At 34.4% G+C, this 11,906-nt stretch carries 21 protein-coding genes; 17 read left to right on the top strand and 4 right to left on the bottom strand.

What is annotated here, in order from left to right; genetic code table 11:
- Positions 1-83 precede the first annotated feature (83 nt).
- From AB3I00_RS11225 to AB3I00_RS11240, 4 genes are all read right to left on the bottom strand, one after another.
- The gene (locus AB3I00_RS11225; protein WP_368025218.1) at positions 84-1,223 is read right to left on the bottom strand and encodes a tyrosine-type recombinase/integrase; all 1,140 of its coding nucleotides are present in this window, start codon (positions 1,221-1,223) and stop codon (positions 84-86) included.
- A gap of 342 nt (positions 1,224-1,565) precedes the next feature.
- Entirely contained in the window at positions 1,566-2,510 is a 945-nt protein-coding gene (locus AB3I00_RS11230) for a hypothetical protein (protein WP_368025219.1), read from the bottom strand.
- A 43-nt stretch (positions 2,511-2,553) separates the two neighbouring features.
- Entirely contained in the window at positions 2,554-3,411 is an 858-nt protein-coding gene (locus tag AB3I00_RS11235) for an ImmA/IrrE family metallo-endopeptidase (RefSeq protein WP_368025220.1), read from the bottom strand.
- A gap of 2 nt (positions 3,412-3,413) precedes the next feature.
- Entirely contained in the window at positions 3,414-3,794 is a 381-nt protein-coding gene (locus AB3I00_RS11240; protein ID WP_010724554.1) for a helix-turn-helix domain-containing protein, read from the bottom strand.
- Positions 3,795-3,927: 133 nt separating this feature from the next.
- Between AB3I00_RS11240 and AB3I00_RS11245 the strand changes: the two genes are divergently transcribed.
- The 17 genes from AB3I00_RS11245 (at position 3,928) to AB3I00_RS11325 (ending at position 11,781) form a co-directional block, all read left to right on the top strand.
- Entirely contained in the window at positions 3,928-4,140 is a 213-nt protein-coding gene (locus AB3I00_RS11245) for a helix-turn-helix transcriptional regulator (RefSeq protein ID WP_010724555.1), read from the top strand.
- Between the two features lie 81 nt (positions 4,141-4,221).
- A complete protein-coding gene (locus AB3I00_RS11250) occupies positions 4,222-4,950 on the top strand; it encodes a phage antirepressor KilAC domain-containing protein (RefSeq protein WP_368025222.1) in 729 nt (242 codons plus the stop codon).
- Positions 4,937-5,548, top strand: coding sequence for an ORF6N domain-containing protein (locus AB3I00_RS11255; protein ID WP_368025224.1), 612 nt, complete (start codon positions 4,937-4,939; stop codon positions 5,546-5,548). Before AB3I00_RS11250 ends, AB3I00_RS11255 begins: the two co-directional genes overlap by 14 nt.
- 202 nt (positions 5,549-5,750) lie before the next feature.
- Positions 5,751-6,050 carry a hypothetical protein gene (locus AB3I00_RS11260; RefSeq protein WP_368025225.1) on the top strand — a complete coding sequence of 100 codons (300 nt, stop codon included), beginning with the start codon at positions 5,751-5,753 and terminating at the stop codon, positions 6,048-6,050.
- Positions 6,051-6,140: 90 nt separating this feature from the next.
- Positions 6,141-6,647, top strand: a complete 507-nt coding sequence (locus tag AB3I00_RS11265) for a hypothetical protein (RefSeq protein WP_368025226.1) — start codon at positions 6,141-6,143, stop codon at positions 6,645-6,647.
- A 135-nt stretch (positions 6,648-6,782) separates the two neighbouring features.
- Complete coding sequence (locus AB3I00_RS11270; RefSeq protein WP_368025228.1) at positions 6,783-7,052, top strand: hypothetical protein; 270 nt, start codon at positions 6,783-6,785, stop codon at positions 7,050-7,052.
- Positions 7,039-7,203 (top strand): hypothetical protein, encoded by a 165-nt coding sequence (locus tag AB3I00_RS11275; protein WP_368025229.1) that lies wholly within the window; start codon positions 7,039-7,041, stop codon positions 7,201-7,203. Before AB3I00_RS11270 ends, AB3I00_RS11275 begins: the two co-directional genes overlap by 14 nt.
- Complete coding sequence (locus AB3I00_RS11280; RefSeq protein WP_368025231.1) at positions 7,203-7,421, top strand: hypothetical protein; 219 nt, start codon at positions 7,203-7,205, stop codon at positions 7,419-7,421. Before AB3I00_RS11275 ends, AB3I00_RS11280 begins: the two co-directional genes overlap by 1 nt.
- Complete coding sequence (locus AB3I00_RS11285; RefSeq protein ID WP_368025232.1) at positions 7,408-7,746, top strand: hypothetical protein; 339 nt, start codon at positions 7,408-7,410, stop codon at positions 7,744-7,746. Before AB3I00_RS11280 ends, AB3I00_RS11285 begins: the two co-directional genes overlap by 14 nt.
- On the top strand, positions 7,694-8,437 hold the full coding sequence (locus AB3I00_RS11290) for a conserved phage C-terminal domain-containing protein (RefSeq protein ID WP_368025233.1): 744 nt from the start codon (positions 7,694-7,696) through the stop codon (positions 8,435-8,437). Before AB3I00_RS11285 ends, AB3I00_RS11290 begins: the two co-directional genes overlap by 53 nt.
- Entirely contained in the window at positions 8,427-9,668 is a 1,242-nt protein-coding gene (locus AB3I00_RS11295) for a DnaB-like helicase C-terminal domain-containing protein (RefSeq protein ID WP_368025234.1), read from the top strand. The genes AB3I00_RS11290 and AB3I00_RS11295 overlap by 11 nt, the downstream gene beginning before the upstream one ends.
- Before the next feature lie 11 nt (positions 9,669-9,679).
- Complete coding sequence (locus tag AB3I00_RS11300) at positions 9,680-9,934, top strand: hypothetical protein (RefSeq protein ID WP_368025235.1); 255 nt, start codon at positions 9,680-9,682, stop codon at positions 9,932-9,934.
- Entirely contained in the window at positions 9,931-10,248 is a 318-nt protein-coding gene (locus tag AB3I00_RS11305; protein WP_368025236.1) for a hypothetical protein, read from the top strand. The genes AB3I00_RS11300 and AB3I00_RS11305 overlap by 4 nt, the downstream gene beginning before the upstream one ends.
- Positions 10,241-10,423 (top strand): hypothetical protein, encoded by a 183-nt coding sequence (locus AB3I00_RS11310; protein WP_368025237.1) that lies wholly within the window; start codon positions 10,241-10,243, stop codon positions 10,421-10,423. The genes AB3I00_RS11305 and AB3I00_RS11310 overlap by 8 nt, the downstream gene beginning before the upstream one ends.
- A 1-nt stretch (position 10,424) precedes the next feature.
- Positions 10,425-10,664 carry a hypothetical protein gene (locus AB3I00_RS11315; RefSeq protein ID WP_368025238.1) on the top strand — a complete coding sequence of 80 codons (240 nt, stop codon included), beginning with the start codon at positions 10,425-10,427 and terminating at the stop codon, positions 10,662-10,664.
- The gene (locus tag AB3I00_RS11320) at positions 10,658-10,969 is read left to right on the top strand and encodes a hypothetical protein (protein WP_368025239.1); all 312 of its coding nucleotides are present in this window, start codon (positions 10,658-10,660) and stop codon (positions 10,967-10,969) included. Before AB3I00_RS11315 ends, AB3I00_RS11320 begins: the two co-directional genes overlap by 7 nt.
- Positions 10,966-11,781 (top strand): prohibitin family protein, encoded by an 816-nt coding sequence (locus AB3I00_RS11325; protein ID WP_368025240.1) that lies wholly within the window; start codon positions 10,966-10,968, stop codon positions 11,779-11,781. The genes AB3I00_RS11320 and AB3I00_RS11325 overlap by 4 nt, the downstream gene beginning before the upstream one ends.
- The last annotated feature ends 125 nt before the right edge of the window (positions 11,782-11,906 follow it).

Genomic DNA, 11,906 nt, shown 5'->3' on the forward strand with positions numbered 1-11,906 from the left:
AAAAGAGAACCCTTATATTACAGGGTTCTCTTTTCTTTTTTTGTTTTATTTTAAGTAAAAGGGGCAAAGAAGGGGCAGAAATATCAAAGGCTATTTAGTTTATCAATTACTTGTTGTTTTGCTTTTTTGGTTACGTGATTGTAAATAGACAGAGTTGTATTTGCATCAGAATGTCCTACACGCTCCATTATGGCTTTAAGAGGTACGCCTAATTCAGATAAGAGCGAAACATGGCTATGTCTAAATATATGCGATGATAGACTTTTTTCTAACTCCAATTCTTCCTCTACTTTATGAAGTACAGCGTTAAATGCGTGTAGCGTAAGCGGGGTACCGCTTGTAGATATAAATATATATTGATCGGGATCGTTGGGTCTACCTGCAAGAATATTGTCAGCTATCACACTTTCAATCAATTCTTTTGCACGATTGGATAAGTGTACTTCACGTTGCGAGTAAGTATTTTTTGGAGTTGTTTTTATGGCATTATCCATTTTCACAGATGTGTAATCTAAGGTCCCATTAATGGAAATTTTCCCATCTTCATAGTCCTTCATTTGCAAAGCTAGCAATTCCCCATATCTCAAACCAGTCAAATATAGAAATTCAGCTATCATGCCGTGTAGTTCTCTGCGAGGATTGGAATATAACTGTTTCAGTATTTGATCAATTTCTTCTTTCTCCAGATATTTTTTATCCATAGAAAGCTTTCTTTTTTCTTCTTCCACTTTTTTAGGATGGATTTTAACTGCTAGAGCAGGGTTTCTTTGAATGTATTTTCTATCGATTGCATAGTTTAGCATAACGGATAGAGTTGTTTTTGTTTGTTTTGTGTAGTTCAGTGAGAGATCACCGAAAGTGTACATATCTTCAATTATTTTATTGATGAGTGTCTCATCAATGTTTCTAACGATTGTATCATCGCTTATGTGCTTAGAAACATGTTTCATCATCATTGGAACCTTCAAATAGCTAGTACGTTTAACATGCTGCTTATAATATTCATACCATTCTTTATACAGCTCACCAAAAGTGATATCTGATTTATTGTAATTTTCGAGTGCTTCTTTAATTTTTTTATCTAGAATTTTCTGAGCTTTTTTCCACGCTTGTGGTGAATTACTTGTAAGTGTTGTAGATTTTTTTCGTGTTTTTTCTGTATAAGGATCTACATATCTTTCAATAAACTTAAATCGCCCATCTTTGGTTTGTTCAACCCACACTTTTAACATCTCCTATCATTTGCTATAATAGGCATGACAAATAGGCCTATTAATCACGTTTTTTGTAAACTTAGACACGCATTTCGAGAGGTATGTTTTTTGAATCTGCGTTCATATAGTTTGTAATGTCGTGTTATAATTTGTTGATTAGAATGCCACCAACTAAGGCCGTGTTCGTATGAGAGAAATTTTAAATATAATTAATCAAAGAGCACGAGATGTTGAAACTTTAAAAAATTACAACCTAAATTCTCCAAATCAGATGACTTAAAAATTCGTGGTTTAATTACAGGCTATAGAGCAGAAATAAATGAGTTAACCTTTATTATGAATTATTAAAAATTATTCTATTTCATCTTCCGGAGAAGTCTGAGGTATTTGCTTCAAGTTATCAATTACTTTTGCTTGATCTAAAAGTTTCTGCTGTTCAAGCGATGGAAATGTTTTAGCAACTTCGTTGGATGCGGTTACAGCTGCTTCAAAACCAACGCCAAGACTCAAAATATGATCAATATTTGCGGTTACTTTTGTCATTTGTGATAGTACTTCTGCTTGTGTGTCTAAATCATTCGCTTCCAAAAATTGTCGAGTAAGTTGTTCGTAAATAGCTTGGTTAGCTTTGAGTTGTGTTTCTCTAACTTGATTGCGTATTTCCGTTTCAACACCTATTGACTCCAGTTGTTTATCTAGTGAGTCCAATTGACGAATTCCGGTTTGATTACGTTGAATTATATTCAACAAATTCCCAAATAATTGTGTAGCAAATTTTCCAGCAAATCCTAAAATAAGCCACTTCGATCCTACATCAAAATTTTCAATGGTGGATTCTGTTTGGAATTCCTTTAATATCTTTAACATTTTAAGTGTATCTTTCAGCAAAATAATTAGTTCAGCAAAATCCTCCATAGTTAACTGTCTGTTAGGAAGGCTAACAACAAGAGCGTCGCTGTTCTCGCTTTCAGAGTGAAGATTTTGAACAATTAAGTCTTGGATCGCTGTGGCTTTATGAATAACTAGATTTGTAGTAGTAACAAAAAGTTTGAAGTGAATTGTATCAAAAGTCATTATATCATTTGATACAGCTACTAAAAGATCATTTTCTGAGTATGCTCTTTTCTCATTGTTAAACAATCCTGTTTCTAGTAAATTAATAATACTTGTTCTAATAACAGAAAAATTTTTCACTTTCTTGTACATAGTACCACCTGAATAGAATTCCTCACTCGCAATATCAAATAAATTAGGAATATTTTCACTTATAATAGCTTGTATTTCTCTTAATCTCATTTTTACTCCTCTCGTCCATGTTACAACACGGGCTTTTTTTATTTTAGAAAGGTAAATCTTTGTTGTTTTCGTAACTGTAGACGAAATCGTCAATTATTTCATAGTTTTCAGCAAGAGCAGAATATAGTAAACGTTCTTCTCTGGTCTTGTAAAAATTTTCGTTTTCTTGTATTTGTATTTTTTTTAGTTTTCTATACATATGAGTTGGATAATCACAGTATTTGATAGCAATTTCTTGATTAATTGTACTTAAACTTTCAGTAGAGTATATAGGCTTTCGTGTATATGCATTTTTCCAAAAATCATAGAAATTTTTATTGATTTCGGAATTTATATCGCTTTCCATGAATTCATTGACTATAAACTCGGTTAAGTCTTTAGGTATTTTAAATATACTGTTCATATAAGTTGATAATCTATAACCAAGTGTTTCATAAGAAATTTGTTGGGTAGCTTTAATTTCTCTTCTAGTTTTATGCTCTACCATTGATGCATCTAATACATCATCAGGTAGAAGTAAATGGGCAGCGAATGCATTCGCACGCATTTCAGCTTCCTTGTTTAGAACTACAGGATCCTCTGTGAGAATATCTATTTCGGAATTATTTCTTAATAAATCAGGATCTAAAATATGATGACCTAATTCGTGTGCTTGTGTAAATATTTTTCGTTCAAGTGTAGGAATATTTTTATTAATCATTGTTGAAGCGCCAAGCTCATCGATTAAACTATGACCTAAAATTAGCTTGTTTCTGAAAGGTACTTCCATATATAATCCTCTATCTTCTAAAAACGATACTAAATATTTCGCTGCGTTATAATCTGTTAAAGATTTTTGAGGATTTACACTTTTGACCCATTTTTCGATATGCTTCGCAACTCTTATTGATGTCTTAACCATAATTAGCCTCTTTTATTACGCTCTTTTATCAATCGAGCTCTTTCTTTCATATACCAATCTAAGTCTTCTTTTAATTCTTCTTGCTCTTGATCACTTAAGTTTTCTTTTTTTGATACAGAGCGAAATAATCCACCTAATTGAACAGCCGTTAGATTTTTTTCTTCTTTAACTTCTACACTATCATCTCTTCCAAGAAGATAGTCCACAGAAACGTTAAAATAGTTAGCTAACTTATCCAAAGTCTCGCTGTTAACGTTAGTCACAATTCCACGTTCATAGTTAGAAATATTTTCTCTTTTCATACCTAAATATTGGGCTAATTGCTCTTGAGACATTTTTTTCTGGGTTCTGAGTTCCTTTAGTCGCAACGCAAAACTACTCATTTAACATTCTCCTTTTGTTATTAATTAAAAAAATGCGTTAAACTTCTTGAGTAATTGATAATTACGTTGTATACTCATTTATGTAATTGTCAGTTACGCAAAAATGATATACCCTCATAAGGAGGTGGTAATTATGAATTCAACAAGAGAGTCATTCAAAAAAATTCGAATTGAGAAATCCTTAACCCAAAAAAGATTAGCAGAAATTTCGGATGTTACTGAGACAACTATTAGAAACATTGAAAACAAAAGAGTGAATCCTAGTTTTGAACTAGCAATAAGACTTTCAAAAATATTAGAAACAAACTTTGAACAACTGTGGGATATAGATTTTCAATCGAAATAACTTTTTTTTATATTATAAAACGTAATTGTCAATTACGCAAGTACAAATTACTATTCAGAAAGAACGATAGGAGAAAGGCAAATGAAGGAATTAATAAAAGTAACAATAAACGAGAACGATGAGCAGTTAGTCAGTGCAAGAGAGTTGCATAAGGCTTTGGAAGTCAAAAAAAGATTTTCTGCGTGGTGGGAACAAAATTCACAGTTGCTTATTGAAGGAGAAGATTTTACAAGTGTACTTTCAGGTACGGTTGTTAATAATGGCGCTGTTAAGCCGCTTCAAGATTATGCATTGACATTAGATATAGCTAAACATCTAGCTATGCAAAGTAAAACTAAAAAAGGTAAAGAAATAAGAACATATTTTATCCAAGTAGAAAAAGCATGGAACAGCGAAGAAATGATCTTAATGCGAAGTCGACAAATCCTTGAGAGAAAGGTAGAGACGTTACAACTTGAAAATGAAGAAATGAAGCCCAAAGCATTATTTGCTGATTCAGTTAGTGCGAGTCACACAAGTATTTTAGTTGGTGAATTAGCAAAACTCATAAAGCAAAACGGTGTTGACATTGGTTCTAAACGATTGTTTGGTTGGCTACGCGAAAAGGGCTATTTAATCAAACGAAAAGGAACTGATTGGAATATGCCAACTCAAAAAGCGATGGATCAAGGTTTATTTGAAATAAAAGAGACAACAATTTCTCATTCTGATGGTCATGTTTCTATTAATAAAACTCCAAAAGTCACAGGCAAAGGACAAGTCTATTTTGTCAACAAATTTTTAGGAGGGGCAATAAATGAATCAAATTAAAGTAACGGGAACACAAAAAATAGGAAATTTTGAATTTGTCGCAATCGAAGGCGGTTTCGGAAAAGACAAGAAAGCAATGACGGTGAAAGACATTGCCGGAATTCATGGCAAAGAAGTAAAGGCAATTAATCAAGCAATTAATATGAATCGCATTCGTTTTAAAGAAGGTTTAGACATCATTGATTTAAAATCCGTGGTCAATCAAATTGACCTCGAAGATTTCGGATTTACTCAAAATGCAATAAATCGTAGCAATAATATCTATATCTTATCCGAACGAGGCTACGCCAAATTACTAAAAATATTAGAAGACGATACAGCGTGGGAAATATACGATCAATTGGTTGATAACTATTTTAACTATCGCAAGGCAGTTAAAGAGATAAATTCTAATGGATCCGATTTAGAGATCAAACGAATAAATGCTACAGCTCGTTTAGAAAACGCAAGAGTACGTAAGGCAAAACTGTTAGCGGAGAAAAGCTTCTTGAAATGCCAACATTGCGTCAGCATTTATTCGATAGTGACCAAATTGCTAAAAAAATCGGCATTTATTCCAAAAATGGAAAACCACATGGAACAGCAGTCAGTCAATTAATTAAACGAGAAATTTTTGTTGAAGAAGATGAATTTGAATTTGTACCAGAAGCAACCAATCACTGGGGCGGATCGGTTACCAAATATACTGAGTCGGTTATCGACAAAGTTAAAGCGTGGCTAGAAGAGCATGGATATCCCGCAAAAATTAGAGGTACAAAAATGGATTATTATGTCCGATATGAAATTTAGGAGGCAACTCAATGAAAAAGCCAACTTTAAAACAATTGATTGAATCAGCAGAGAAAGTTGTAAATCCAGATGACTGGTATCGACAAAGTTTGCTTTTGGATAAGTTTCACGGCATGTCTAAAACTACTTTAGTTGAATATTGTAAGGAAATGGAGACAATCCCTGAGTTTGCAGAAGGGATACTTCGTCCAGGACACTCAACCACGTTTATCCACTGCCATACTTTTATTTGGTTTCTTAAATGGAAAGAAGCAAATAGGTATCGGGCTAAGCGGGTATCACCCTCAGATGTTTTGGAGGGGGCAAGCTAAGGGATCATAAAAGACAAATTTATTTAGCTTTAGTAAAGGATTTCGCCATTAATTATGGCGTTTGGAAAGACCAGTAAAGGAGACAATGCAATGAATAAAAAAAGAACAGATGTAATAATTCGAATGGATACTACAAGTTTTAAACAACGCTTGTGGGAACGAGCTTTTTCAAAAAATTTAATGAAAAAGAAAATTGATAAGCAATTTGTATTTTACGGAATAAAACGTTTTGGATTTCGGCGTGAAAAAAATGATCGATCAGAAAATCTTCAAGCTAAATTTCTTATGATGGATACAATTACTAGTGCTATTGAGCGATTTACCCCAAGAGAATTTATGCAGATTTTCCCAATAAAAAAAGATTTTGAAGGTCATAAATATGAATGTAAAGATTACTTTTCAACTATGGAACATATTGAAAAAATAGGAATAGATAACTTAATTCCTAATGGATTTGAATTTCTTTCAGAATACTGGAATGATGATACGCATCGATTTTTAATGAACATGCTTAATGTTATGAATGATATTCGTTATCAACAAGGCAAAGTTAGTATGCTAGAAGAATTTTTAAGTAACGAAGGATTTGAATTGTGATGAGAACTAGAGAAAAGAAAAAAGAAAAAAGCCTTTGCTGTCAAATTCTTTGGCGAGAATCAGCAAATGGCTAAACGTAGGTAAAGTACCTATAAATCTTTTCTCTAGATTATAACAAAACTGGAGGAAATGCAAATGAAAAAATTAAATGAAATTGCTTATGAAGTGATGGATTTACAAGCTCCCATGAAAGTGATTGTCAATTATTTAGATTGTATCAAGTTCCAAACTACTAAAGCTAAAAATAGTGAGGATGTAGCGTTAATCTTTCACAGTTTGGTTAATAATCGTGGTTTAGAAAATGTAATAGGAACCCTAGAAATGCTTAGTGATCGAGCGGAAGAATTATCTGAACTCATCTTAGATTATTCTGATGAGGAGGGAGCAATCAATGAACAAGCGTAGAAATCTATTTTTGCTAGCCTTTCTTATTGGATCCCTTACAAAATGGTTACCGTTTGTTTTGTGGCTAGTATGTGTTGTTCCTGTAGGTGTTTGTTTATATATAGGCTATGACTTTTATGTGGTGGAGTATGAGAACGGAGGCGCTCGATAATGAATGTAAAACAATTTTATGGCGAAAAGATTGTCAATGAAATAAAAAAAGTAATAGCATACGTTGCACAAGCCACGCCCGAGGAGAGAGCGATTTTGATTGAGTGTTTCCGATCTGAAGCTAGAAAACAAAATAAAGAATTTGTTCGGATACATCTTGTAAAGTTAGCTGAATACATTGAACAAATGGACGGAGGCGTAAGCAATGGAACTAAGTGAAAAATTAATGGATATTGCACGTAAAAATGATGATGTATTAGATCGTTTAGAAGTTATTTGCAAATATTTAGAGATACTTCATTTAGCAGTAGTACTAGATAAAGAAGGTGTTGAAAGTTTATATGTTTCTCTCGTAAATGAAGGTGGAGCAGATATTCTAATGAACAATATAAAAAGAGCAATCAATGCTTTAAGCGATAATTCTTTTGATTTAGTTGAAATTGTCGAAATTTTTGAAGAGGTTAGCAATAATCAACAGGAGGTAACGTCAAATGGAAAATCATCGAAATTATTATGCAATAATACCGGCAAATGTGAGATATGACGATTCATTGATACCTAGCGCAAAACTTCTTTATGGAGAAATCACAGCTCTATGCAATGAGAAAGGTTATTGCTGGGCTAGCAATGAGTACTTTGCGAATCAGTATGGCGTAGGAAAATCAACAATTCAAAATTGGCTAAAGTCACTTGAAGAAAAAGGCTATATCTATCGAGAAGTTAAGTACAAAGAGGGTAGCAGAGAAATCGAGGCTAGGTATATCAGAATTTTGGGTGGGGGTAACCTAGAAAATTGGGTGACCCCTCACCCAGAAATCTATCAAGATAATAATACATTATTTAATAATACAAATAATATATTGTCGGGTTCTGAAGAACCCTTGTCGAGTAATAACCAAAACGTGGAAAAAATACCATATAAGAAAATTATTGATCATTTAAATCAACTAACAAATTCAAAATTTAGTTATAAAAGTTCAAGTAATCAAAAATATATCAAAGCAAGATGGAATGAAGGAAATGATTTAGACGATTTTATGGCTGTCATTGATTTAAAAGTGGACCAATGGATCAATGATAACGATATGAGAAAGTACCTAAGACCATCCACTCTATTTTCGGCTAAAAATTTTGAGAATTACAAAGCAGAATCAGCAATGAGAAAACATGATATTCAACCAGTGTTTGATTATGAAGCTGATTATGAAGCGGTGATGAGAGCTTATGAACAATGAGTTAGCGTTAGTTGCTAGTTTGTTAAAAGAGCCGAAACGCCTGACGGGGTACGAAATCAATCCTGCATGGTTTGTCAATGAATATTGCCAACAAGTGCTAAAAGCCTTGAACAATCTGAAAGGCACTAGCTATCAACTAAAAGACGTTTACCGTGAAATGCAAGCTATCAATTTGTTAAACAGTGGCACGCTAGAAGATTTAGATACGCTCGTAGGTAATGCACCAGAAGACGATATAACAGCACATTTAGTCTACTTCGTGAAAAAAGACTATATCGAGCGGGAACTTGCTTATACAGCGAAAGAATTTTCTTTAAACGGCACAGAAGAATTAAGCGAAAAATTACAGAGCTTGCTTGCAGAAAAGATTGCATTAAAGCAAAACAAACCTAACGGCAGATTAGACAATGTTTATCAAGAGTTTTTAGGCTTGATTGACACAGAGAAGCCTTTGTTACAAACGTTCGATAAACTAGATAACTATTTAGGCGGTGGCTTGAGTGGTGGTCAATTAGTCGTGATAGGTGCTCGACCAGCAGTTGGGAAAACAGCGTTAGGAACAAGTATGGCAATGGAAATTTTGCAAAAAAACGAAGGAACAACGGTCGATTTCTTTACGCTAGAAATGACTGCATGGCAATTGACTGCTCGTTTTGTATCTAGAAAAGCAAAGATCAACTCTATCTTGTTTAGAAATCCGCATAACTTGTCTGAAAAGAATCAGCAGATAAGCAAACGGGTGTTCCAAGAAATTATGAAATACGATTTAAGAGTATACGGTGCAGAGTATGAGCAATTGAATGATATTAAGCAAGTGATTCGTAAACGAGCAAAAGATAAAGCTGGTAGATACGTAGCGTTTATTGATTATGCAGGGTTGGTTGGTGTAACCGATAGTCGAAAAACAGAACGACAAGTCATGAATGAAGTGACAAGAACGTTGAAATTGTTGACCAATGAACTAGATATCACAATCATTCTTTTCGCACAGTTGAACCGTGGAATAGATCAACGAGTAGAAAAGAAACCAACGTTAGCAGATTTAAAAGAGTCTGGCAGTTTAGAACAAGATGCGAATGTCGTTTTATTGTTATCAAGGAATGAACGAAACGAAAAGATTATTGATTGTCAGATTGCTAAAAATCGTGAAGGAATGACTGGGTGCGTACCGTTCAAATTTATCACACAGTTTATGGATTTCTCCATCGATTATGACTTTAGATACAGCTAGGAAGTGAGGCCATGTATAAAGAACGAGAAAAATATCGTATGTCTGGCATGGAGTATAAACAGATTTTGCAGGAAAACAAATTATACCGTAGCGAACTTGTGCAGTTACTTGAACAGCAAGTAAGAATTTTACAAGAAAACCAGATGTACGATGAAGCAGAAGAAGCGAAATGGTTAGCAATCAGCATTGCAGAAGATGAGAAAAAACAAGGATATGGCTATCTGGAAAATGTCAGATGTCAACCAGTAAAAGGAGCGATCGCATGAATCTGACTAGGCAAGAAAAACAAGAGCGAAGGAGACAAATACTGAGAATTATTGGCGATCGCTCAGTCGAAGCATTATCTGATCAAGAATTGAAATCAGTGCAAGAAATAGCTGCAACGATTGGGGCAGACACGATGGATCAATCCAAGCCATTACCCAAACTGAACTTTGAATCATTTACGTTTGAGAAATATAGTCATCTGAGAGAGGTAGGCTATAGTGTAAATGCCATTCGAAAAGCACTTGGGGTAGGAAGTAGTGTATGGGCAAAATGGCGGAAAGAAAATGTAAATGAGGTAAATCAAAATGATTAAGCTAATAGGCAAAGAGACGCTCAAGGTTTACTATGTAGCGGAAACAAAGGCGGAAGTCAGCCGTTGGCTATTGAAAATGTTTAATAAGACTAGAGTCAATGCTTCAGTAAGTCAGAAAGCAAGTGTATCAGAAACAGGCATGCCTGAAGCAATGTGGATTTCAAGGAGGGATTGAGATGGCAAGAAAAAATAAGAATTTCATTCCAGAAGTAGGACAAGAAGTGGAATGTTTCTGTTGCAATTCAAAGCGGGAGACACCGTGGCTATATCCGTTTGAAGGATATGTAAAAGAAGTTTATGAAAATTCAGCAATGATTAACATCAAGACTACTCATCCAGAAGGTGATAGTTTAGTAGTGGGATATAACGGTCGAACAATCGTTCCTTTTTCGGAGATGAGGGCTGCGGAATGTTAGCGATGAAAATTGAAAACTACCGAATAAACGAGACAAGTGACTGTAAAAATATTGTTCTATCACGAGTTGTTTGTGACGAATTAGGAAATATTCAGTATACCGAAAATGAAAAAGGTGAAAAAGTAGAATCAACATCATTTGTGGGCTACTATCAAACGCTAACCATGTGTTTAAGAGCCATACAGCGTGATTACGTGCTGAGAGAGGGGCACGTGATAAAAAGTATTATCGAGTACAAAAAGGCGCTTGAACGTATCACCAACGAGTTTGAAAAAGCATGTGAAATTGAGGAGGAAAAACAATGAATGAAAACAAATTAATTAAATTAGGTGTAGCAGGAGTAGTAATCGCAGGTATTGGAGTTATTGGAGGCTTTAAGTTCTTTGAAAAAATCGATAATGGATACGTGGGTGTACGCTATTCAATGAACGGTGGTATCAAAGATGAAGCACTAACGCAAGGCGTGAAATTTGTAGGGATTGATAAAGTCATCCAATATCCAATTCGCTTGCAAACTATCCAATCAAAAAATATTTCAGTATCAACAAGCGATGGCAAAAAGACAACAATTGATATCAAATATGACTACAAAGTTGATTCAACTAAAGCAGCAAAAATGTACAAGGAATTTGGGAATATCACTTCTGAAGATATTGAGAGCGGTTGGTTAAAATCTAAACTTCAAAAAGTGGCTCGTGAAGTTTATGCGAAATATAGTTTGCTTGATATTCTCTCAGGAGACTCATCAAAAGTAGAAGCAGAGGTACTAACGAACTTTGCGAAATCAGTTGAGCCTAAAGGATTTGAAGTAGAGGATATAACACTCGGTGTTCCAGATGTGGACGAAGAGACACAAAAATCAATTGATGCGATCATTCGAGCTGGTCAAGAAAATGAAAAAGCAAAACTAGATGCAGAAACAGCAAAAACTCAAGCTGATAGTGAAGCATATAAGAAAACAAAGGCTGCGGAAGCCGAGGCTGAATCGAACCGTAAGATCGCAGAATCTATTACAGATAATTTAATCAAGTATGAAGAAGCTCAAGCACGTAAAGAGCATGGTTGGGTCACTGTTAATGGAGCCGGTACTGTAGTTACCGATGAAACGGGGAAATAATATGGGATTTTTTATAGCCAAAATTTTTCTGTTCTTAGGTTTGGTAGGAGCGGCATACCTTGTGTATGTCCTTCTTTCCAAAATTGATGACAGAGAAGATGACAACAACAATGAAATGAAATTTT

The sequence above is a fragment of the Enterococcus sp. C76 genome, assembly GCF_040886985.1.
Classification (GTDB): domain Bacteria; phylum Bacillota; class Bacilli; order Lactobacillales; family Enterococcaceae; genus Enterococcus_B; species Enterococcus_B lactis.

What these genes read in the sequence shown, in the direction of transcription:
- AB3I00_RS11320 (WP_368025239.1), top strand. Translation starts at nt 10,658, where the DNA reads ATGTTAGCGATGAAAATTGAAAACTACCGAATAAACGAGACAAGTGAC.
- AB3I00_RS11230 (WP_368025219.1), bottom strand. Translation starts at nt 2,510, where the DNA reads ATGAGATTAAGAGAAATACAAGCTATTATAAGTGAAAATATTCCTAAT.
- AB3I00_RS11280 (WP_368025231.1), top strand. Translation starts at nt 7,203, where the DNA reads ATGAATGTAAAACAATTTTATGGCGAAAAGATTGTCAATGAAATAAAA.
- AB3I00_RS11265 (WP_368025226.1), top strand. Translation starts at nt 6,141, where the DNA reads ATGAATAAAAAAAGAACAGATGTAATAATTCGAATGGATACTACAAGT.
- AB3I00_RS11310 (WP_368025237.1), top strand. Translation starts at nt 10,241, where the DNA reads ATGATTAAGCTAATAGGCAAAGAGACGCTCAAGGTTTACTATGTAGCG.
- AB3I00_RS11275 (WP_368025229.1), top strand. Translation starts at nt 7,039, where the DNA reads ATGAACAAGCGTAGAAATCTATTTTTGCTAGCCTTTCTTATTGGATCC.
- AB3I00_RS11325 (WP_368025240.1), top strand. Translation starts at nt 10,966, where the DNA reads ATGAATGAAAACAAATTAATTAAATTAGGTGTAGCAGGAGTAGTAATC.
- AB3I00_RS11240 (WP_010724554.1), bottom strand. Translation starts at nt 3,794, where the DNA reads ATGAGTAGTTTTGCGTTGCGACTAAAGGAACTCAGAACCCAGAAAAAA.
- AB3I00_RS11260 (WP_368025225.1), top strand. Translation starts at nt 5,751, where the DNA reads ATGAAAAAGCCAACTTTAAAACAATTGATTGAATCAGCAGAGAAAGTT.
- AB3I00_RS11250 (WP_368025222.1), top strand. Translation starts at nt 4,222, where the DNA reads ATGAAGGAATTAATAAAAGTAACAATAAACGAGAACGATGAGCAGTTA.
- AB3I00_RS11270 (WP_368025228.1), top strand. Translation starts at nt 6,783, where the DNA reads ATGAAAAAATTAAATGAAATTGCTTATGAAGTGATGGATTTACAAGCT.
- AB3I00_RS11245 (WP_010724555.1), top strand. Translation starts at nt 3,928, where the DNA reads ATGAATTCAACAAGAGAGTCATTCAAAAAAATTCGAATTGAGAAATCC.
- AB3I00_RS11235 (WP_368025220.1), bottom strand. Translation starts at nt 3,411, where the DNA reads ATGGTTAAGACATCAATAAGAGTTGCGAAGCATATCGAAAAATGGGTC.
- AB3I00_RS11255 (WP_368025224.1), top strand. Translation starts at nt 4,937, where the DNA reads ATGAATCAAATTAAAGTAACGGGAACACAAAAAATAGGAAATTTTGAA.
- AB3I00_RS11285 (WP_368025232.1), top strand. Translation starts at nt 7,408, where the DNA reads ATGGAACTAAGTGAAAAATTAATGGATATTGCACGTAAAAATGATGAT.
- AB3I00_RS11295 (WP_368025234.1), top strand. Translation starts at nt 8,427, where the DNA reads ATGAACAATGAGTTAGCGTTAGTTGCTAGTTTGTTAAAAGAGCCGAAA.
- AB3I00_RS11290 (WP_368025233.1), top strand. Translation starts at nt 7,694, where the DNA reads ATGGAAAATCATCGAAATTATTATGCAATAATACCGGCAAATGTGAGA.
- AB3I00_RS11305 (WP_368025236.1), top strand. Translation starts at nt 9,931, where the DNA reads ATGAATCTGACTAGGCAAGAAAAACAAGAGCGAAGGAGACAAATACTG.
- AB3I00_RS11300 (WP_368025235.1), top strand. Translation starts at nt 9,680, where the DNA reads ATGTATAAAGAACGAGAAAAATATCGTATGTCTGGCATGGAGTATAAA.
- AB3I00_RS11315 (WP_368025238.1), top strand. Translation starts at nt 10,425, where the DNA reads ATGGCAAGAAAAAATAAGAATTTCATTCCAGAAGTAGGACAAGAAGTG.